This is a genomic window from Sphingomonas canadensis, from assembly GCF_026013525.1.
Classification (GTDB): Bacteria; Pseudomonadota; Alphaproteobacteria; order Sphingomonadales; family Sphingomonadaceae; genus Sphingomonas; species Sphingomonas canadensis.
Map to the genome: position 1 here is coordinate 200894 of NZ_JAPDRA010000004.1, position 20454 is coordinate 221347.

The following is a 20454-nucleotide window of genomic DNA, read 5'->3' on the forward strand; positions in this document are numbered from 1 at the left end:
GAACCTCAGGGCCGGAGCATCGGCAGCGTCGCCATCTTCAGCGTGCTGCCGTCGACCTCGCATTCGTAGGACAGCGCCGCGCGCTGCGCCGCGACCTCCGACGACCCGCCGACCGCCAGCCCGGCCAGGATGTCCATCACATTGGGATCGCAATCCGAATCGGTGCCGCCGCCGAAACGGTGCTGCCCGTTGTATTCGTTCACCCGGCGCGTGAGCAGATCGCGGCCCGAAGGAAAGCCCTCATTGCCGAGCACCACCACCTGGTACGACCAGTCGCGCGGCGATCCGCCGCCCAGCGCGGCGCGCGGGACGGCGGCCGAAATCCGGTTGCCCGCGCCCTTGGTCCGTTCCGGCACGATGATGTCGGAGGCGAGCAGGCCGGCCTTGGCGGCGACCTCCGCCCGGACGCGCGCGGGCGTCTGCGGGGAAAGGATGATCACCTTGTCCCATCCCGGCGCGGCGAACTTCACGTTCAGCCCCGGCGGGGCGTCCACGTGCCGGCCGGTGCCGGTGCGGACGAAGACCATCAGCATCTGCACCGAAAAGCCAACGCCCATCCGCCACGGATCCTCCAGCGTGGAGCGCATCGTGGCGGCGAACTCCACCTTCTCGCCGATCAGCGAGACGTCCAGGCCCGTCAGGTCAAAGCTGCCCGGCTTGTACGCCATGTCGGTGGGATAGGTGTAGGTGCCCGGCCCCTTGTCGTCGCCCGCCGGATCGCGGAAGCTCGCGGTCTGCGCCGCGGCCATGCCCGGCAGGATCGCCGCCATCGCCGCCGCCACGGCCAGCCCAGTCTTCCACTTCATACGCACCCTCCCGTTACATGCACCGATTCGATCCCGTTCCTATCGGGCGGCCGCGCGGCTGAACAGCGCCGGCCTCAGGGCCGCTTGCCGATCAGCGATTCGATCGGCAGCAGCTCGGGCGCCTCGCCCACGGCCTGGGCGATCGCGCTGTTCCGCGCCACATCGCAGCCGAAATAATAATAGAGCTGCTGGCTGTCGCCGATCATCCGCGTCCAGGTAACGCTGGCGCTGGGCATGTCGGTCGCCGCCATCTCGCAGCCGGGCTCGCCGTGCGTATAGCGGCGCTCGCCGCTTTCTGGGCGATAGGGCGCCAGCTTCGCCTCGAACGCGCGATATTGCTCCGGCGTCAGCTTGAAGGCGCGCTCGCCCGTCACCGCGGTGAAGCGGATGCCGTTGAAAACGCCGCTGCCGTCCGGCCGCACCGTCACCGAATAGACCGGGCAGGCACCGAAACAGGGGCCGGTTTCATAGCGGATCGAATCGCCCTCGATCGGCACCGGCATGCCCGGATTGGGGCCGGCCCCCGGCTGGGTGCATCCCGCCAGCGCCAGCGCGCCCAGCCCGGCCATCCACCGCATCACCGCCACCGCGAATCTCCTTCATATGTCTCGCGCGGCTGGCGCCGCGGCCTCACTCGGTCTAACTGCCCGGTCCAACCTTGCAGGAGTCTGACCGAATGCGCCCATCCGGCCGCGCCACCGACGAAATGCGCACGATCACGATCGAGCCCCACTTCACCAAACATGCCGAAGGCTCCGTGCTGATCGGCTTCGGCGACACCCGCGTGCTCGTCACCGCCAGCGTCGAAGAGCGCGTGCCCCCGTTCCTGCGCGGCAAGGGCGAGGGCTGGGTCACCGCCGAATATGGCATGCTGCCCCGCGCCACCCACACCCGCGGCAGCCGCGAGGCGGCCAAGGGCAAGCAATCCGGCCGCACGCAGGAAATCCAGCGGCTGATCGGCCGTTCGCTGCGCGCGGTGACCGACCTGAAGCTGCTCGGCGAACGCCAGATCACGCTCGATTGCGACGTGATCCAGGCCGATGGCGGCACCCGCACCGCCTCCATCTCCGGCGCCTGGGTGGCGCTGCGCATCGCCGTCAACAAGCTGATGGAACAGGGCCTGATCGCGCAGGACCCGATCCGCCACCAGGTCGCGGCGATCAGTTGCGGCATCTATCAGGGCACGCCGGTGCTCGACCTCGATTATGACGAGGACAGCGCTGCCGACGCCGACGCCAATTTCGTGCTGCTCTCCAACGGCCAGATCGCCGAGGCGCAGGCCACGGCGGAGGGCGCCTGCTATGACGAGGAAGGGCTGCTGCGGCTGCTGCGCCTCGCCCGCATCGGCTGCGCCAGCATCTTCGAGGCGCAGGCGGTCGCGGTCAAATGAGCGGCAGCGGCGACGAGGAGGCTCCCGGCCGCCAGGCGATCCGCAAACTGGCTCCCGGCCGGCTGGTGATCGCCAGCCACAATCCCGGCAAGGTGCGCGAGATCGAGGCGTTGCTGGGGCCTTACGGCATCCAGCCTGTCTCGGCCGCCGCGCTCGACCTGCCGGAGCCGGAGGAAACCGGAACCACCTTCGTCGCCAACGCCGAGCTGAAGGCGCTGCAGGCCGCGGACCTTTCCGGCCTGCCCGCGCTGGCCGACGATTCGGGGCTGTGCGTCGATGCGCTGAACGGCGATCCCGGCATCTATTCGGCGCGCTGGGCCGGGCCGGGCAAGGACTTCGCCGTGGCGATGCGCCGGGTTGAGGACGCCATCGCCGCCAAGGGGCCGGACGCATCGCGCGACGCCCATTTCGTCTGCGCGCTGGCGCTCGCCTGGCCCGATGGCCATGTCGAGTGGTTCGAAGGCCGTGTGGACGGCACGCTAGTCTGGCCGCCGCGCGGCGACCGCGGCTTCGGCTATGATCCCCTATTCGTGCCGCTGGGCCACGACATCAGCTTCGGCGAGATGGACCCCGAGGCGAAGCACGCGATGAGCCACCGCGCCCGCGCCTTCGCCCAACTGGTCGCCGCCGTGCTCTGAGCCGGGCAGCCGGACGCGCGAACCTCGCGCGTCCGGCCGTTCCGGTCAGCTACCCGCCGTGCAGTTCTCGTCGGCCCCGCACGGCGCATCCTCGTCGATCGTCACGCCGGCGCTGGGGGTGCCGATATCCTGGATCTGCGCCGGCAGCGTCACCACCTTCAGCGAGTTGATCTCCCCGGCATTGTCCGAAAGCCGCGCGAGGATCACGAACACGCTGCCCTGGCCGATCGAGATCTCATAGTTCGAACCGGCGGTCAGCGTGCCCAGCAGGATCGCGTAATTGCCCGGCAGTTCGCCCGGCGCGCGGGCCAGCGCCCCGGACAACGCATCACCCGAAACCAGCGATCCGTTGGTGATGGTGAAGGTAAGCGCCGGATCGGGCTGGCCCTGGTCCTTGGTGATCTCGCCGGTCGAAACCGTCAGCGACCGCTTCAGGATATTGCCCAGCGCGCTGGCCGGAACGCTGAGCGTATAATTGCCCGCGTCCGCCCCCGTCAGCACCGTGCCGGATACCGCAACCGCCTTGCCAGTGCCGGCATTCTTGTCGGCGAAGGCGAAGATGCTGCCCGAGGTGCCGACCTGGTCGCCCTGCACCACACCGTTCAGCGCCACGCTGCCGCTGGCGCTGGTCGTCCCGTCATAGGCGCGAGCGTTGATGGTCACCGTCGCGGTCAGCGCCTTCTTCAGGATATCCGCAAGCGCCGAGGAGGGCAGCGCGATCGTGTAGTTGCCCGCGTCCGCACCCGTCAGCGCCGCACCCGATACCGTGACCGTCTTGCCCGTGCCGGCGTTCTTGTCACTGAAGGTAAAGACCGCCGATCCCGCCACGCTGTCGCCCTGCACGACCCCGCTCAGCGTAACCGTGCCGGTGCCGCTGGTGGTCCCGTCGTAGATCTTGCTGTTGGCGGTCACGGTACCGCTCAGCGCCTTCTTGAAGATGTCGGCCACCAGCGTGGTCGGCGGCGCAACCGCGTAGTTGCCCGCATCCGCGCCGGTCAGCGTAACGCCGGCCAGGTTCACCGTCTTGCCGGTGCCCGCATTCTTGTCCGCGAAAGCGAAGGTCGCGCCGGTCAACGTGACCTGATCACCCTGCACCACACCGCCGGTGATCGTCGCCGTACCGGTGGCGGAGGTGTTGCCGTCATAGGTCTTGTTCTCCGCGGTGAAGCTGGCGCTGAGCGCCTTCTTCAGGATATCCGCCAGCACGCTGGCCGGAACGGTGAGCGTATAGTTGCCCGCGTCCGCCCCGGTCAGCGTCGTGCCGCTGACGCTCACCGTCTTGTCGTTGCCGGCATTCTTGTCGGCGAAGGTGAAGACGGTGCCGCTTGTGCCGACCGCGTCGCCCTGCACCACGCCGTTCAGCGCCACGCTGCCGGTGCCGCCGTTGGTGCCGTCATAGGTCTTGTCGTCGGCCGTCACCGTGGCGGTAAGCGCCTTCTTCAGGATATCGGCAAGCGCGCTGGCGGGGAGCGTCAACGTATAGTTGCCCGCGTCCGCGCCTGAGAGTGTCGCTTCCGATATGGAGACGGCCTTGCCGGTGCCCGCATTCTTGTCGCTGAAGGTGAAGGTCGCCGATCCGGTCACGCTGTCGCCCTGAACGACGCCGTTCAGCACCACGTTGCCGGTGCCGCCGGTCGTGCCGTCATAGGTCTTGTTGTTGGCGGTGGCGGTGCCCGTGATCGCCTTCTTCAGGATATCCGCCAGCACCGTGGCCGGGATCGACAGGGTATAGTTGCCTGCGTCCGCTCCGGTCAGCGTCGTACCGGAGACGTTGACGGTCTTGCCCGCACCCGCATTCTTGTCCGCGAACGCGAAGACCGTGCCCGCGGTGCCCACCTGGTCGCCCTGGACCACCCCGTTCAGCACCACGTTGCCGGTGGCGCCGGTCGTGCCGTCATAGGTCTTGTTGTTGGTGGTGGCGGTGCCCGTGATCGCCTTCTTCAGGATATCCGCAAGCACGCTGGCCGGAACGGTGAGCGTATAGTTGCCCGCGTCCGCCCCGGTCAGCGTCGTGCCGCTGACGCTCACCGTCTTGCCGGTGCCCGCGTTCTTGTCCGCGAAGGTGAAGACCGTGCCGCTGGTGCCGACCGCGTCGCCCTGGACGACGCCGTTCAGAACCACGCTGCCGGTGCCGCCGGTCGCGCCGTCATAGGTCTTGTTGTTGGCGGTGGCGGTGCCCGTGATCGCCTTCTTCAGGATATCCGCAAGCACACTGGCCGGAACCGTGAGCGTATAGTTGCCCGCGTCCGCCCCGGTCAGCGTCGTGCCGCTGACGCTCACGGTCTTGCCGGTCCCCGCGTTCTTGTCCGCGAAGGTGAAGACCGTGCCGTTGGTGCCGACCGCGTCGCCCTGAACGACGCCGTTCAGCACCACGCTGCCGGTGCCGCCGGTCGCGCCGTCATAGGTCTTGTTGTTGGCGGTGGCGGTGCCCGTGATCGCCTTCTTCAGGATATCCGCGACCAGGCTGCCGGGGATCGAGAAGGTATAGTTACCCGCATCCGCCCCGGTGAGCGTGATACCGGTGACGTTCACTGCCTTGCCGGCGCCCGCATTCTTGTCAGCAAAGGCGAAGCTGGCACCGGTAACCTGCACCTGATCGCCCTGGATGACGCCGCCGTTGAACGTCACCGTACCGGTCGCGCCCGTCGTGCCGTCGTAAGTCTTGCTGTTAACGGTGTAGCTGAGGTTCAGCGCCTTCTTGAAGATGTCGGCCAGAACGGTGGCGGGAACGCTGAGCGTATAGTTCCCCGAATCCGCACCCGTCAGCGTGATGCCGGAGACGGTGACGGTCTTGTCCGTGCCCGCGTTCTTGTCCGCGAAGGCGAAGCTGCCGCTGCTCGTGCCGACGCTGTCGCCGTCGACGACGCCGGTAAGCACCACCGATCCGGTGGCGTTGACAGTACCGTCATAGGTCTTGTCGTCGGCCGCCACGGTCGCGGTGAGCGCCTTGGGCGTCACGGTGACCATCCCCGCAGAGCTGCCGAGCTGAATCGCATAGCCGGAGGGGCTGGTGAGCGTGCCCAGGCCGGTGAGTGTCTGGCTGTAGGGGCCGCCCGCGACACTGGCCCGCGGCGCAAAGCCGGCGGAGGTGATCGCGGGGCTTCCCGTAAAGGCCGTGCTCACCGTGTCGCCCAGGAAGGCGCCGGTCACGCCCGGGTGCAGCCCGGTGGCTCCGAACGGAATCGCGGCCCCAGGGGCGTTGAGATCGGTGCCGTAGATCTTGTTGAAATCGATCGCGTTGATCGTCGCCGTCGGCTGATAGGCAAAGACATAGCGATTGCCGCTGATCGTACCCGGCGCGCGCGTAGCGAGCGTGGAGTTCCAATAGGCGGTGTTCCCGCTGTCCAGCCCGCCGAAGGTGTTGCCGGTGGGATTGGCCGAGTAGATCACCCAACGGCCGGAGGCGGTGACGGCATTCGCGCCAGCGTTGTTGATGAAGGCGGCCGGGGTTGAAAGAACGACGTTAGCGCCCGTGACCGAGCCATCGGCCGCGATGACGAGATCGCCGGAACCGGTTTCGACGAGGATGTCCCCTGAGGCAACAAGGCCACGAGCCAGGGTTGTGGCGGCGGAGGAACGTACGGTGATTCCGCCTTCATTAACCGAGACACCGTTGATGGTTACGGACGTGCCCTGGGCAACGAAGGAATCGGTCAAGTTAATCTCGCCGCGGAAAGCGAGCGCGGCATTCCGTGTAATGCCGTTGACGAAGGGATCATTGCCGCTCGCTCCCAGCAACGAGCGGGCGGACAATGTGCCGAACGCAATCCCGAAATTCATCGGGGAACGGACGCGAATATCAGATTGCCGCGCAGTACCCCCGAGCAATATAGTATCTACGGTGTAGTTTACGGTTGTGCCTGCTGTAATAGTTATCGCCTCTGATCCCACTCCATCGCTATTGCTCTGCATGGTGAATTGCCCGCCACCGGCGACACTTCCGGTAGAGGTGATGTCAATCGCGCCTTTTGCCTTCAAGGAAGCAGTTCCGCCGGTCAGGGCGGAGGTGTTGACACCGGTTCCTGTCAACGAAATGCTGCCTCCGGCGGATGTGTGCCCGCGCATGGATATTGTTGCTGCGGAGTTAAGGACGATGTCTCGGCCGGCGCTGACCCCTCCCAGACCGGTCACACCGTCACCGACCACGACGGATGACTGAGTCGAAGTTAGTAATATATTTCCCGCCGCCGATCCGCCGATCAGTGCGACCGAAGTCCCTTTGATATCAATATCTGTTCCAGCAACAACATTCATTACCTTTGTTGATTGAATAGATCTAATATTTACATATCCACTAAGGCCCTCTACCCAATTTATATTTGAAAATGCGTATCCTGCAATATCAACGTTGCGGCCGGCAACGATGTTGCCAAGCTGGGACGATCTTCCCGTCTCGGAAATGTTAATGTTAACATCCCTACCAGCCTCCAAGGTGCCCAAGTACGAATTTCCGGCATAGTCCCTGAGAGTTACGACACGGATTATGATATCCCCATCATCACCAGCTCTGGCGTCGCCAATCTGTGCAATTCCACTCTCTACTCCAGAATTTGGAATTCCGCTGCCGTTGGATATTAATGTGAGATCAAGACCCGCACTAATGCTACGAATATTAAGACCAAGATCACCCCGTAGGTACGCACTTCCTCCAGCATCAACTAACTGAGTAGAGACAATCCCATGCGAACCAATGCGTATCGCCCCACCTGCGTATACGTCCCTGAACCCAAGCCGCGCATAGACATTATCCATATCTGCGAAAACAAAATCTCCGCCGACATTTACATCACCTGTAAATATAGCATTTCCATATATTGTTAGATTAACGCTTCCGCCTGCCCTCATCCCAGCGCTACCAACATCAATGTTGTCCGCCGTAAGATAAATATTGCCAAATGATTCTACGCCGCCTGAGAAATGTATTGAACCCCCATCTCCAACATATGCGCTAATATCCCCTCCGGTCGATCGCACCATTCCAGAAGAGCTGAACACATTTGGAATAAAAATACTCTTACCGGTAATATTTCCTGAGCCATTATTGGCCCTACCTGCAATCAATTCTATCTGACCGCTAGCCTCGAGAGATCCTCTCATCTCGATTCCAGCGAAATTGTCGCGGCGAGCATAAAGATAAATGCCCTTAGCGCTATTGATTGTCGCGCGTTGGTATATGGTGCCGCGATTGGTGCATCCCGCCGCACAACCGACAACCCCAGGCGCACTAACTCCCGCTGTCAACACAACGCCTCTGTCGCTGGCCGCAGCCCCAGTGGCCGTTATGGAACCGGAAACCCAAAGATCCTGACCAAGATTTCCCCCGCTCCGCTGCGAGGTCGCGATCGACACGTTTCTGCCGGACAGGCTGCCCGACAGGTCGATCTGGGACAACGGGATTCTCTCGTCAGACCCCCGCGAGATGGTGAAGGAAAGGGGACTTCCAGGCACACTCTGAATCGTCACCGCGCTTGCGGCAATAAAGCCCAGATCGCCGTTCAACGCATCAAACGAACCACTTCCAGTTATAAGCGACGAGGTGAAAATCATATCGCCCATACGTTCACCAGTCGCGCCAGTGTTGGCGGCCGTGGTTAGGCGTGCTCCCGCGCTGAAGGAGATAGTGCCGAATGCTCCCGCACCAGAGAAGGAGCGATAACTATCCTCATCAATGAAATCACTATCAGTAATATCTAATGTACTTGCGAATAATGCACCTGTATTAACTACCGAATTTGAACCAAAAATGAGACCGTTTGAATTAATCAAATAAACGGCAACATTCGGATCCGAAGTCATCGACCCATAAATACCCGAGGCACGCCCGCTCAGGTCCCGGTTCAGCACCGCGATATTGTCGGTGCGGCCCGTCACGCCGCTCGTCGCGCGTGAATCGCGGAAGTTCACGCCGTTGCCTTCGGCGATGTTGAACCCGTTGCCGCCCCAGTTCAGGATCGTGCGGTTGTCGCGCAGGTCCACCTGCAGCGTCGATCCGCTGGGCGTCGGCGTCGTGCTGAACGTCGGCGTGGTCGATCCCGGGGCGCCGCCGCTGATACCGGAAGTGACCGAGGTGACGTTGCCCGTGTCGGGCAGGTTCTGCGCGGCGGCGGGCATGGCGAGGATCATGCCGCTGGCGATTGCGGTGCCGGCGATCAGCGCGGCGCGGAGCGTGGAAAGCTTGGTCATGGCCTGGTTCCTTGGCGGGGCTCAGCCCTTGGGCGAGAACTGGAGGGTGATCGAAAGCAGGAAGCGCGACGGCGCCCGGCGCGCACCGGGCAGATCGAGTTCCGGGTCGAGCGGGCGGGCATAACTGACATCGATCGCGAGCCGGCCCGGTAGCCATGCACGCACGCCCGCGCCGACCGAGCGCAGGTTGCGCCCATCCTCGGTCGTGAAGGGATCGTCGTTCCAGATCCGCACGATGTCGAAAAAGCCGTAGACATGGGCTGCGCCGGCCTTTGCCGGCAACTGCAGCCGCGGCTCGATCCGCGCGCCCGCCGCCTTGTCGCCGGCCGTCACACCGGGATCATAGCCGCGGCCCAGCGTCAGATTGCCGACGGAGAATTCCTCGAAGCTCAACAGCGGATCGCTGGCCCATTGGCCCTGCGCCATCGCAGACAGGCTGAACGCGGGGGAAAGGCTCACGACGCCGCTCACCCCGCCGCGCACCACCGTGGCGGTCGCCACGCCGTCGAAACGGCTGGGGGCATATCCCGCCGGGGTGATCGTGCCCGTGTCGGTCGCGTCCAGAATCGCGAAGCCCTTGCGCACCTCCAGCGATCCGCCGATCGCCCAGCGGTCGGGACCGGCGAACTGCGGCTCGCGCAGGCTGCCGGAAAGGCGCAGATAGCCCACGCGCAGCTTGTCCTGCGTCACGGGAACGCCACCGCCGCCGGTCTGCAGCTTGATCGTCTGCTCGATCAGCTCGAAGCCGCCGCCCAGATCGGCCGCGCCGCGCACGGTGCGCACCAGCGGGGTCGAAATGTCGACACCGCCCACCAGCGAACGCGACCGCAGGTCGAGCGCGCCCAGATCCGGCCGCGACCAGGCATGGCTGAACCGCGCGCCGAACGTGGTGCCGCCATCGGTGCCGAAATACTGGCCGACCTGCACCACCTGTTGCTCGCGCAGGTCCGCAGTGGTCGATCCGCCCACGAAGGTGCGATCCGAATGGCCGGTGAGGCCGAAATATTCGACGCGCACCGTGCCGCTCTCGCGGCCCAGCGTGCGCGATCCGGTGTTCTGCAGGTTCGCCATCACCGTGAAGGGCGTGTAGCGCACCGTCAGCACGCCGATGACCTCGCCCGGGCCCGTGCCCGCCGCGCGCAGGTTCATCGAGACCTGGAGGCCCGGTATATCGTTCGCACCAAGCAGGATCCGCTCCACTTCGCGCGTATTGAGCGCAGGCAGAGCCTTCAGCAGCGCGATCCGCCCCTCCACCGCACGGCGATAGGGGCCGGGGGCACCATCAATCTGAACATCGGTCAACCGCGCGGGGATCACTGTCAGGATCACCTCGCCGCCGTTGATCTCCTGCGGCGGAATGGTGACGCCGGCGACATAGCCGCGGCCGCGAAGCGTGACGGCCGCCGAATCGCGCAGTTCGCACAGATAAGCCAGCTTGTGCCGGCCAGCCGTGGGAGCGATGCCCTCCAGCGCCTGGGCCAGCGCATCGGGCAGAGCCGCGCCATCGGGCAAGGCAAAGCGCAGCCGGTTCAGCTCGACCTCGAGCGGCGAATCGGAGAACGGGCATGGTGCAGACCGGGCACTGTCGTCACGGACGCGCGCGCTGGATGCCGGCACCGCCTCTTGCGAACGCGGTATCTCCACCTGCTCCCGGCTCGGCAACGCTCCTGGGGTAACCTGAGCATGCGCGGCAGATGCCGCAAGGAATGCAGAGACTACGCTACCAGACACGCCCAACCAGGCGTGCGACCCTCTTATCATGATCGAACTCCCCCCGAGTACTACAGCTCAAGGGTAACGACTAATGTGACATCTTCAAGAACGATCCCAACCCATTTTGGATGAGGTTTTCTTACAAAAGAACAATATCAAGAAGATAAAATTGTTTCCAATTTGCTTCTATTCGAGTGATATCTATCCAATATTACAGAGATTTAATAATCAGAGCGGCCCACCACCCAGCCGCCACCGCAAGATTGAAGCGCTCGCGAAACTGCGGCATGGTCCGCGCCGGGGAAGGGGGCGCCAGCGATTGCGGCCAGCGTTATTCTGTTGCCACCAGGGCATCCATTGCCCGGGGTGGACGCCATGATCGGCACGTTCAGGCGCTTCCTGCGCTCAGCGCTGCCGGAGCCGGTGCGCATGTCGGTCGCGCTGGCGCGGCGGCAGTTGCGCGAGTTCGGCCCGCGGCGGCGCTTCGCGGCACGGCCGGATGGGGCGCCATCAGGCGCGGCCGGGCATCCGGTGGCCACGGTCACCCAGCCGATCAAGCGCACGGCCTTCTGGGAAGGCAAATATCACAACATCAGCCGCGGCGCCGAACTGCTCGACGGCGTGCGGATCGCACCGGGGGAGACGCTGTCCTTCTGGCGGCTGGTCGGCCGGCCTTCGGAGGCTGCAGGGTTTCAGATGGGGCGCGGCATCCGCGGCGATGCGCTGGGCGGCGATATCGGCGGCGGGCTCTGCCAGGTCAGCGGCATCGTCTATGAGGCCGGGCTGCGCGCCGGGCTGGAGGTGGTGGAACGCTTCCCCCATTCGCAGGATCTCTATGCGGAGGAGGATCGCTTCGCCCCGCTCGGCCTCGATGCCACGGTGGTGTGGCCGTACAAGGACCTGCAGATCCGCAACGGCCATGACGCGCCCGTGACGCTGCGCGTAGCGGTGGAGGGCGAGGAAATCATCGCCGCGGTGCATGGCCCGGCGGCGCTGGCCGCGCACGATCTGGCGATCGAGCGGATCGACGGCATGGCCGAGCGCCATGTCACCGTCACCCGGATCGCGCCCGACGGCGGCCGCGCCGTGGTGAGCGCGAACCGCTATGCGCTGCCGCCCGCTGAGCCCGCCCCGCCGCCCTGCCCGATCGGAGAGGCGCTGCGCACGGACGGCTTCGCCTTCGCCGGGCTCGCCGATCTGGCGGACGCATATGATCCGGCAGGCTGGGCGGCGTTCGCCCAAAGCTGGGACCGGATGCCGCGCGACGAATATATGGCCGACGGCGGCACCTATCGCCGGCGCCGGTTCTCCACCTTCGCGCTGGAGGACGGCGCGATCCGCGCCAAGCCGCCCCAGCCCCATTATCAGACGACCGGCTACAACCCGCTCAACGGCGGCATCGACCGGCATTACGAGCCGATCGAGCCCGCCATCGCGGCCCACCCGCTGTTCGAGGGGCTGATGCGCCGTTGCGGCGCGCTGTTCGCCGCGGCGCGCCCGCCGGAGGGCGGCGCATGGCACGTCGAGGCGCACCAGTTCCGTATCGAGGCGGCGCCCGATGGCGAGGGACGCCCGACGCCCGAGGGCATGCATCGCGACGGCGTGGACTGGGTGCTGATTCTGCTCGTGGCGCGCGAAGGCGTGGAGGGCGGCGTGACCACCATCGCGGCGCCCGGCGGCGAGCCGCTGGTGCAACGCCTGCTGGAAACGCCGGGAGCGGCCTGTCTGATCGACGATCGCGCGGTGCGGCACGAGGTTTCGCCCATCCGCGCCGCGGGCACGGCGATGGGCTATCGCGACGCGCTGGTGCTCACCTTCCGCGCGGAGGGCGCGGCGGACTGATCCCGGGGACGATGCCCGGAACGGAGCGTTCGCGCTTCATGCGAAGATCGCGGGACGGCGGCTGGTGGATAGGGATGGATTCGAACCACCGTAGGGCGATGCCCGGCAGATTTACAGTCTGCTGCCTTTAACCACTCGGCCACCTATCCAGGGAGCCGCCGTCCAGCGAGCGCGTGCCAATGCCGAAGCGCGCCCGCGCTGTCAACGCCTTGCGCGTGCGCGCGGGCGGGCATAGCGTCCTGCGCGTGAAAACCGCCGCAATCCTCCTCCGCTGATGGCCCGCCACGGACACCGCCCGTCGCAGGCCGCCCCGGGCCGCCCGCGCTTCTACGGCCGCCATGCCGTGCTCGCCGCGCTGGCGAACCCCAACCGCACCGTGCGCCGCGTTTGGGGCACGCGCGAAGCGTTGTCGGCGCTCGATCTGCCGCCGGTGATCCCGATCACCTATGCCGACGTAGCGGACCTTGGCCGGCTGGTGCCCAACGACGCGCCGCACCAGGGGCTGGTGGCGGAGGTCGATCCGCTCGAGGAAATCTGGCTGGGCGACCTGCTGGAACAGGGCGCGGGGGACCGCCGCCCGCTACTGCTGCTCGATCAGGTCACCGATCCGCACAATGTGGGCGCGATCCTGCGCTCCGCCGCCGCGTTCGACGCGCTGGGCATCGTCACGCAGGACCGCCACGCCCCGCCGGAATCGGGCAGCCTGGCGCGTGCGGCATCGGGCGCGCTGGAGGTGGTTCCCTGGGTCCGCGTGGTGAACCTCTCCCGCGCGCTGGACGAGATCGCGGAAGCCGGCTTCTGGCGGATCGGGCTGACCGGCCATGCCAAGGGCACGCTGGCCGAGGTGATGGGCGATGCGCGAATCGCGCTGGTGCTGGGCGCCGAGGGAGAGGGCATGCGCCACAATACGGAGGCGCATTGCGACGAACTTGCGAAGCTTCCCATCGGCCCTAAGGTGGAAAGCCTGAACGTTTCCAATGCCGCCGCGGTCGCGCTCTATGCGGTCACCGCGCGGCCGATGTCCTGAAGGGGGAGTGCATGATGGGTAAGTGGTTCCGCGCCGCGGCGCTGGCGCTGATCGCGCCGCTGATGCTCGCCGGCTGCCTGTTCATGCCGGGCAAGTTCGAATCGACGATGAACGTCCGCGCCGACCGCAGCTTCACCTTCACCTACAAGGGCGAGGTGCTGGCGGTGGACCTGGCCGGTATGACCGGCCAGATGTTCGCCGGCCTGGCCGCGATGGGCGACAAGAAGGAGGGCGAGGAAGGCGCCGATACCGCGCCCAAGGGCCCCAGCGCCGAGGATGTCGCCAAGCAGGACGCCGATAACCGCGAACTGGCGGCCAAGCTTTCGAAGGAGCCGGGCTACAACAAGGTCGAATATCGCGGGAACAACGTGTTCTACGTCGATTTCTCGACCTCGGGCACGCTGACCCACAGCTTCGTCTATCCCTATAACCAGGACGCCGGCATGGTTCTGCCCTGGGTGGCGATCGAACTGCGTGGCAAGGATATGGTGCGCGTGAAGACCCCGGGCTTCGCCAAGCAGGACAGCTCGGCCACCGGCGGCATGAGCTCGCCCGAGGAAAGCAAGACCGACGGCGTCTTCACGCTCACCACCGATGCCGAAGTGGTCAGCCAGAACAACGAGGAAGGCGGCACCAAGGCGGGCGGCGTCACCACCATCCGCTGGACGCTGACCCCCGCGACCGAGGACGCGCCGACCGCGGTGCTGCGCGTGAAAAGCCTCTGACCGGTTGCGGCCGCGCTTGCGCGGCCCTGCCCATCGCCTAAGTTACGCCCTGGGCTGCGGACCGATTCCGCGGCCATATTGCGGATCGCCTGCCTGGCGATCTACGAAAAGGGGGTATCCGTGACGAATATCTGGCCGAAGATGGTGGCCGCGCTGGCCATGCCTCTGCTGCTCGTCTCCTGCGTATTCACGCCGGGCAAGTTCACCTCGGCGCTGACCATTCACGTCGACCGCAGCTTTACCTTCAGCTATACGGGCGAGGTGAACGCGGTGGACGTCGAAGGCCTGATGGGCAAGGCGATGCTGGAAGGCGTGAAGGCGTCGGCGGAAGCCGGCAAGACGAAGGGCAAGGGCAAGACCGCAGCCGAGCCGCCCTTCCCGCTGACCCTCAGTCCCGAGGAAAAGGCCGAGCGCGACCGCCGCTTCATGCGCATCGCATCGGAACTTTCGAAGGAAACCGGATACCGCAAGGTCGAATATCGCGGCGATGGCGTGTTCTTCATCGACTTCGAGATTTCGGGCACGCTCGATCACGGCTTCGCCTATCCTTACAGCCCCGACAACAAGATCACCTTCCCCTGGATCTCGATCGAGCTGCGCGGCAAGGACATGGTGCGCTTCAAGGTGCCGGGGTTCAGCAATCAGGACCCGACCGGTATGGGCATGCCAACCTCCGGCCCGATGGCGCAAAGCATGTCGATGATGATGGGAACCGATGCCAAGCCGATGGACGGCGTGTTCACCTTCGTCACCGATGCGGAGATCATCAGCCAGAACAACGAGGACGGCGCCATCGGCGACGGCAAGGTCAAGACGATCAGTTGGAAGATCGACGACAATACGGACACCGCGCCGATGGCATCGCTGCGCGTGCGTCCCAAGCCCTGAGAAGGCCGCCGCCGGGGCGCGTGGCGTCCCGGCGGTTCGCCCGGATCAATCCTCGGCGGCGATGCGGACCTTCAGCCCGTCGAGCGAATCGTCGAAACGGATCTGGCAGGAAAGGCGCGAGGTCTCGTCGCGTTCCGACGAGCTTTCGAGCAGGTCGTTCTCGTCCTCGGTCATCGCCGGCAGTTTGGCCGCAAATTCCGGATCGACATGCACATGGCAGGTGGCGCAGCTACAGCAGCCGCCGCACAGCGCGAGCAGCTCGTCAAAGCCGGCCTCGCGGATCACCTCCATCACGGAAAGCCCGGCCTCGCCGATGACTTCGCGTTCTTCCCCGGACCTCGTCACCACGATAAGTTTCGGCACTTCAGTCTCCTTCGGCGGCGTCCATGCCGTTGAACGCCGTTCAGTTCAAGGATGCAACCGATGGGCCTGAGCGCCGAACAGTTGAAGACATCGATCGACGCGCTGGCCGCCGCCGAGCCGCGCTTCGGCGAGGCGGTGGCCCGCGCGGGCTATCCCGAGCCGCGAATCCGCGAGCCGGGCTATGAGACGCTGCTGCGCACGATCGTGGGCCAGCAGGTCAGCGTCGCCGCCGCGCAATCGATCTGGAACAAGCTCGCCGCCGGGCTGGGCGACCTCACCGATCCGCTGACGCTGGCCCGCGCGAGCGACGAGGAACTGCGCGCCGCCGGCCTCTCGCGCCAGAAGGCCGGCTATGCCCGCAGCCTGGCGGACGAGGTTACGAGCGGCCGTCTGGACCTGCTCGGCCTGCCGGAAGACGATGAGGAGGCCATCGCCCAGCTTGTCCGGGTGAAGGGCATCGGCCGCTGGTCGGCGGAGATCTACCTGCTGTTCGCGGAGGGGCGCCCCGACGTCTGGCCCGCGGGCGACCTGGCGGTGCAGATCGAGATCGGGCGCATCTTCGGCATGGAGGAGCGCCCCAGCGAGAAGGCGATCCGCACCCTCGCCGATCCCTGGCGCCCGCATCGCGGCGCCGCGGCGATCCTGGCATGGCATCATTACAAGGTGGACATGGCGGTGATCTGAACGCACTGGCGCGGCACCGGCCTATCCCGTCAGCGCGTCCAGCCCCACCGCGATCGCGCCCAGCGGGCCGGCCATCGCGCCCAGCCCCGGCGGCCCCAGCCGCGTCTCCAGCTCGCCGGCATAGCCCGCGAACGATCCGTACCCGCCCAGGCTCTCCGCCAGCCGCGCGCGCAGCCGGGGGAACAGATAGGGCCGATCCGTCACCACGCCGCCGCCGATCGCGATGCGCCGGGGCGCCAGCGTGACCACCAGATTGTGGAGCAGCCCGCCCAGATCGTGGACGAACAGGTCCCATTGCGGCCCTTCGTCGGGCAACGCGCTGCCGGGGCAGCAGAAACGCTCCGCCAGCGCCGGGCCGGATATCAGCCCCTCCACGCAATCGCCGTGAAAGCGGCACCAGCCAGGATAGGCATCCCCGGCCGCACGCGGCACGCGCATGTGCCCGGCCTCGCCATGGGCATAGCCCTGCACCGGCCGGCCGCCGCTCACGATGCCCACGCCCACGCCCGTTCCCACGGTGATATAGGCATGCGCGTCGAGCCCGCCCGCGGCGCCCCAGCGCCCCTCGGCCAGCGCCGCGCCGTTGACGTCGGTCTGGATCGCGATCGGCTTGCCGTATCGCGCGGCCAGGCGGCGCAGCAGGCTGGTGCCCGTCCATCCCGGCTTGGTGGTGGCGGTGATCGATCCGAAGTCCGGATGCGCGGCGTCCAGCTCCAGCGGGCCGAAGCTGGCGATGCCGATCGCGTCGAACGCCCAGCCGTCCAGCACCGCTTCGATCGCGGCCAGCGTCGCCGCCGGATCGGTGGTGGGTATCGTTTCGCGCGCGCGGAGCGAATCGGGTCCGGACGCCAGCAGCGCCACGCATTTGGTGCCGCCCAGCTCTACTCCTGCGACCAGCGGTTGCCATGCCTGTGCTGCCATCCCGGCCAGGCTAGGGCAAAGCAGCCCTCGGGGAAATCCCCGATACCCCCGGCCGCATCAAGTCCATAGCCTCGCGTCATTCTTTGATGGAGGCGGACATGAAGAATATCCTGGTGCTCGTGCATGACGATCAGGGCCAGGAGGCCCGGCTGCAGGCCGCGCTCGACCTGACCCGCGCGGTGGAAGGCCATCTCAACTGCCTTGACGTTTCGATCATCCCGATGGCGGTCGACGATTACGTCCCCGTCGGCGGCAGCGCGCTGCTGCTCGCCGAGGAGCGCGAGAATGAATCGAAAAACCGCGACAAGATCACCGCCCGGCTGGAGCGCGAGGACGTGCCCTGGACCTGGAGCGACGTGACCGGCGACGTTTCCGAGGCGCTGCGCGAGGCATCCGCGCTGGCCGATGTGATCGTGATCAATCGCCAGTTCGACGACCTGCCCTGGCCCAACATGCGCGCCATCGCCGGCGAACTGCTGGCGAAGGGAGAGGCGCCGCTGCTCGCCGTGCCCGCGGAGATGCGCGGAGTGGCGTTCGCCGGGGGCCGCGCGCTGGTGGCGTGGAACGGATCGCATGCCGCCGGAGAGGCGCTGCAGGCCGCGGTGCCGCTGCTGACGCTGGCATCGGAGGTGACGATCCTGGAAATCGACGACGGATCGATCGACAAGCCCGCGACCGAGGCCGCGCAATATCTGTCGCGCCACGGCATCGAGCCGGTGCTGCGCCGCGTCTCCTCCGGCGGATCGAGCACCGCCGAGGCGCTGCTCGCGCAGGTTGCGGACATGCGCCCCGATTATCTGGTGATGGGCGGCTATGGCCGCAGCCGACTGGTCGAGGCGCTGTTCGGCGGGGTTACCCGCCGCATGCTCACCGAAAGCCCGGTTCCGCTGTTCCTGGCGCACTGATCCGCCTGCGCGCGCCGGATGCATCCCCTGCATCCGGCGCGGCGGCGATTGCTCTCGCGCCCGCCAGTCCGCCGTGCTAGCCATCCCCGCCATACGGGCCAGGGGTGGTCGTAATCGGTTGGGCAATGGTAGGACAGAAAGAGCACGACGCGGACACTCTCGCACTCTTCATCCAGACGGCCAGGGACCGGGCACTTTTCATGCTCGATCCCGACGGCGTGGTTTCGAGCTGGAATGTCGGCGCGGAGCTGCTGACGGGCTGGACCGCTGACGAGATCGTCGGCCAATCGGGCGAGCAACTCTATCCCGCGGTCGATCGCGACGCGCGCAAGCCCGAGGCCGATCTGGCCCGCGTGGTGGCGAACGGCCACTCGCGCGAGGAAACCTGGCGCGTCCGCCGCGACGGATCGGAATTCCTGGCCGATGTGACGATCAGCGCGCTGCTGGCCGATGACGGTTCGCTGCGCGGCTATGGCGTCGTCCTGTACGACATCACCAACCGCAAGGCCGCGGAGAGCGCGCTGGAACGCAACGAGCTGCACCTGCGCTCGATCCTGGCTACCGTGCCCGACGCGATGATCGTGATCGACGAACGCGGCACGATCCTGTCGTTCAGCGCAGCGGCGGAACGGCTGTTCGGCTGGTCCGAGGCGGAGGTGGTCGGCAAGAACGTGTCGATCCTGATGCCCTCGCCCGATCGCATCCGGCACGACGATTATGTCGGGCGCTATATCTCCACCGGAGAGCGGCGGATCATCGGCATCGGCCGGATCGTGGTGGGCGAGCGGCGCGACGGCACCGATTTCCCGATGGAGCTGTCGGTCGGCGAAGCCTCCAGCGAGGGGCACCGCATCTTCACCGGCTTCATCCGCGACCTGACCGAGCAGCAGCGCTCCGAGCTGCGGCTGAAGGAACTGCAATCGGAGCTGATCCACGTCTCGCGCCTGTCGGCGATGGGCACCATGGCATCCACGCTGGCGCACGAGCTCAACCAGCCGCTGACGGCGATCGCCAACTATATGGAGGCCGGCCGCGATCTCCTTGCCGCCGCCGGTGTCGAGGGCGAGATGGGGGAAATGCTGCGCGAGGCCGTGGAGGAATCGGCAAAGGAGGCGCTGCGCGCCGGCAATATCGTGCGCCGCCTGCGCGACTTCGTATCGCGCGGCGATGTCGAGAAGCATATCGAGGATCTCAACCGTCTGATCGACGAGGCCAGCCGCCTGGCGCTGGTGGGCGCCAAGGAACGCGGCGTCCGCGCATTCTTCGATCTGTCGCCGGAAGTCACCCATGTTCTGGTCGATCGGGTCCAGATCCAGCAGGTGCTGCTCAACCTGATCCGCAACGCGATCGACGCGATGACCGGCGGCGAGGTGCGCGACGTCACGGTGCGCACCTCCGTCGATCCGCGCGGCATGATCCGCGTGTCGGTCGTGGATACCGGGCCGGGAATCGATCCGCAGGTCTTGCCGAAACTGTTCGAGGCCTTCACGAGTACGAAGGAACGCGGCATGGGGCTGGGATTGTCGATCTGCCGAACGATCGTGGAGGCGCATGGCGGGCGCATCTGGGCCGAGCCGCGCACGGGCGGCGGCACCGTCTTCCACTTCACGGTAATGGGCGCGAGTACGGAGGAACCGGGTGACGGAAAAGCGGACAATTCACCTCGTAGACGATGAGGAGTCGGTCCGCCGCTCGGCTGGCTTCATGCTCCGGACCTCCGGGTATGAGGTGAAGGCCTATGCGTCCGGGATCGAATTCCTGAAGGTGGCGAAGGACGCCGAGCCGGGCTGCATCCTGCTCGACGTGCGCATGCCGGAGATGGACGGGCTGGAGGTCCAGGCCGAGCTGAACACGCGCGGCGTGGCGCTGCCGGTGATCGTGCTGACCGGCCATGGCGACATCAACACCGCCGTCACCGCGATGAAGGGCGGCGCCGTCGACTTCATCGAGAAGCCGTTCGAGAAGGACGTGCTGCTCAAGGCGCTCGACACGGCCTTCCGCCGGCTGGAGCGCGAGGACGAGGCCGCGACTTCGGAGCATGAGGCGCAGGTGCGCATCGCCGCGCTCACCCAGCGCGAGCAGGACGTGCTGCGCGGCCTGGTGCGCGGCCATCCCAACAAGACGATCGCCTATGATCTGGGGATCAGCCCGCGCACCGTGGAGGTGCATCGCGCCAATGTGATGAGCAAGCTGGGCGTCCGCAGCCTTTCCGAAGCGCTGCGGATCGCCTTTGCCGCGGGGCTGCGCGGCGACGCCTGACCGCAGAGCCGCCAGCCGCTCCCCGGTCCCGCGGCACGCTTCGTAACGCCCGTCATCCGGAGACTCACGTAGCGACTGCCGCCGCCGCATTGGGCATCTTCAATGCGGTA

At 66.3% G+C, this 20454-nt stretch carries 17 protein-coding genes, 1 tRNA gene and 1 pseudogene; 11 read left to right on the plus strand and 8 right to left on the minus strand.

Going from position 1 to position 20454, the window contains the following annotated elements; genetic code table 11:
• Positions 1-5: 5 nt before the first annotated feature.
• Both OM513_RS10625 and OM513_RS10630 read right to left on the minus strand, forming a co-directional pair.
• The gene (locus tag OM513_RS10625) at positions 6-806 is read right to left on the minus strand and encodes a glucodextranase DOMON-like domain-containing protein (protein ID WP_264944192.1); all 801 of its coding nucleotides are present in this window, start codon (positions 804-806) and stop codon (positions 6-8) included.
• Between the two features lie 74 nt (positions 807-880).
• Entirely contained in the window at positions 881-1384 is a 504-nt protein-coding gene (locus OM513_RS10630) for a DUF6438 domain-containing protein (RefSeq protein ID WP_264944392.1), read from the minus strand.
• A 98-nt stretch (positions 1385-1482) separates the two neighbouring features.
• Between OM513_RS10630 and rph the strand changes: the two genes are divergently transcribed.
• Together rph and rdgB are read left to right on the plus strand one after the other, a co-directional pair.
• Positions 1483-2196 carry a ribonuclease PH gene (gene rph / locus OM513_RS10635; protein ID WP_264944193.1) on the plus strand — a complete coding sequence of 238 codons (714 nt, stop codon included), beginning with the start codon at positions 1483-1485 and terminating at the stop codon, positions 2194-2196.
• A complete protein-coding gene (rdgB, locus tag OM513_RS10640; RefSeq protein WP_264944194.1) occupies positions 2193-2834 on the plus strand; it encodes an RdgB/HAM1 family non-canonical purine NTP pyrophosphatase in 642 nt (213 codons plus the stop codon). The genes rph and rdgB overlap by 4 nt, the downstream gene beginning before the upstream one ends.
• A gap of 45 nt (positions 2835-2879) precedes the next feature.
• Here the strand turns inward: rdgB and OM513_RS10645 are convergent, their stop codons facing one another.
• Together OM513_RS10645 and OM513_RS20820 are read right to left on the minus strand one after the other, a co-directional pair.
• Positions 2880-6491 carry a beta strand repeat-containing protein gene (locus tag OM513_RS10645; RefSeq protein WP_264944195.1) on the minus strand — a complete coding sequence of 1204 codons (3612 nt, stop codon included), beginning with the start codon at positions 6489-6491 and terminating at the stop codon, positions 2880-2882.
• Positions 6492-8579: 2088 nt separating this feature from the next.
• Positions 8580-8738, minus strand: a pseudogene (locus OM513_RS20820) (hypothetical protein); the annotation flags it as partial.
• Here OM513_RS20820 and OM513_RS10650 point away from each other — a divergent pair.
• The gene (locus tag OM513_RS10650) at positions 8692-9141 is read left to right on the plus strand and encodes a hypothetical protein (RefSeq protein ID WP_264944196.1); all 450 of its coding nucleotides are present in this window, start codon (positions 8692-8694) and stop codon (positions 9139-9141) included. The pseudogene OM513_RS20820 and the gene OM513_RS10650 sit on opposite strands and share 47 nt — an antisense overlap.
• On the opposite strand, the gene OM513_RS10655 is transcribed toward OM513_RS10650, so the two are convergent.
• On the minus strand, positions 9039-10679 hold the full coding sequence (locus tag OM513_RS10655; protein WP_264944197.1) for a ShlB/FhaC/HecB family hemolysin secretion/activation protein: 1641 nt from the start codon (positions 10677-10679) through the stop codon (positions 9039-9041). The two genes, OM513_RS10650 and OM513_RS10655, sit on opposite strands and share 103 nt — an antisense overlap.
• A gap of 426 nt (positions 10680-11105) precedes the next feature.
• Here OM513_RS10655 and OM513_RS10660 point away from each other — a divergent pair, with 426 nt between their 5' ends.
• Complete coding sequence (locus OM513_RS10660) at positions 11106-12572, plus strand: 2OG-Fe dioxygenase family protein (RefSeq protein ID WP_264944198.1); 1467 nt, start codon at positions 11106-11108, stop codon at positions 12570-12572.
• Between the two features lie 62 nt (positions 12573-12634).
• Here the strand turns inward: OM513_RS10660 and OM513_RS10665 are convergent.
• Positions 12635-12721 (minus strand) — tRNA-Tyr (locus OM513_RS10665).
• A gap of 125 nt (positions 12722-12846) precedes the next feature.
• Here OM513_RS10665 and rlmB point away from each other — a divergent pair.
• The 3 genes from rlmB to OM513_RS10680 all read left to right on the plus strand — a co-directional run bounded on the left by rlmB (position 12847) and on the right by OM513_RS10680 (position 15212).
• A complete protein-coding gene (gene rlmB / locus OM513_RS10670; protein ID WP_264944200.1) occupies positions 12847-13599 on the plus strand; it encodes a 23S rRNA (guanosine(2251)-2'-O)-methyltransferase RlmB in 753 nt (250 codons plus the stop codon).
• 14 nt (positions 13600-13613) lie between these two features.
• Entirely contained in the window at positions 13614-14324 is a 711-nt protein-coding gene (locus OM513_RS10675) for a hypothetical protein (RefSeq protein WP_264944201.1), read from the plus strand.
• 120 nt (positions 14325-14444) lie between these two features.
• Positions 14445-15212, plus strand: a complete 768-nt coding sequence (locus OM513_RS10680) for a hypothetical protein (protein WP_264944202.1) — start codon at positions 14445-14447, stop codon at positions 15210-15212.
• A gap of 45 nt (positions 15213-15257) precedes the next feature.
• Here the strand turns inward: OM513_RS10680 and OM513_RS10685 are convergent, their stop codons facing one another.
• Positions 15258-15575, minus strand: coding sequence for a 2Fe-2S iron-sulfur cluster-binding protein (locus tag OM513_RS10685; RefSeq protein ID WP_264944204.1), 318 nt, complete (start codon positions 15573-15575; stop codon positions 15258-15260).
• Between the two features lie 60 nt (positions 15576-15635).
• On the opposite strand from OM513_RS10685, the gene OM513_RS10690 reads away from it, so the two are divergent.
• Positions 15636-16259 carry a DNA-3-methyladenine glycosylase family protein gene (locus OM513_RS10690; RefSeq protein ID WP_264944205.1) on the plus strand — a complete coding sequence of 208 codons (624 nt, stop codon included), beginning with the start codon at positions 15636-15638 and terminating at the stop codon, positions 16257-16259.
• A gap of 21 nt (positions 16260-16280) precedes the next feature.
• On the opposite strand, the gene OM513_RS10695 is transcribed toward OM513_RS10690, so the two are convergent.
• Positions 16281-17180, minus strand: coding sequence for an ROK family protein (locus OM513_RS10695; RefSeq protein WP_264944207.1), 900 nt, complete (start codon positions 17178-17180; stop codon positions 16281-16283).
• A 98-nt stretch (positions 17181-17278) separates the two neighbouring features.
• On the opposite strand from OM513_RS10695, the gene OM513_RS10700 reads away from it, so the two are divergent.
• From OM513_RS10700 to fixJ, 3 genes are all read left to right on the plus strand, one after another.
• A complete protein-coding gene (locus tag OM513_RS10700; protein WP_264944209.1) occupies positions 17279-18085 on the plus strand; it encodes a universal stress protein in 807 nt (268 codons plus the stop codon).
• A gap of 200 nt (positions 18086-18285) precedes the next feature.
• Positions 18286-19761, plus strand: coding sequence for a two-component system sensor histidine kinase NtrB (locus OM513_RS10705; protein WP_264944210.1), 1476 nt, complete (start codon positions 18286-18288; stop codon positions 19759-19761).
• Positions 19724-20344 carry a response regulator FixJ gene (fixJ, locus tag OM513_RS10710; RefSeq protein ID WP_264944212.1) on the plus strand — a complete coding sequence of 207 codons (621 nt, stop codon included), beginning with the start codon at positions 19724-19726 and terminating at the stop codon, positions 20342-20344. The genes OM513_RS10705 and fixJ overlap by 38 nt, the downstream gene beginning before the upstream one ends.
• Positions 20345-20454: the final 110 nt, after the last annotated feature.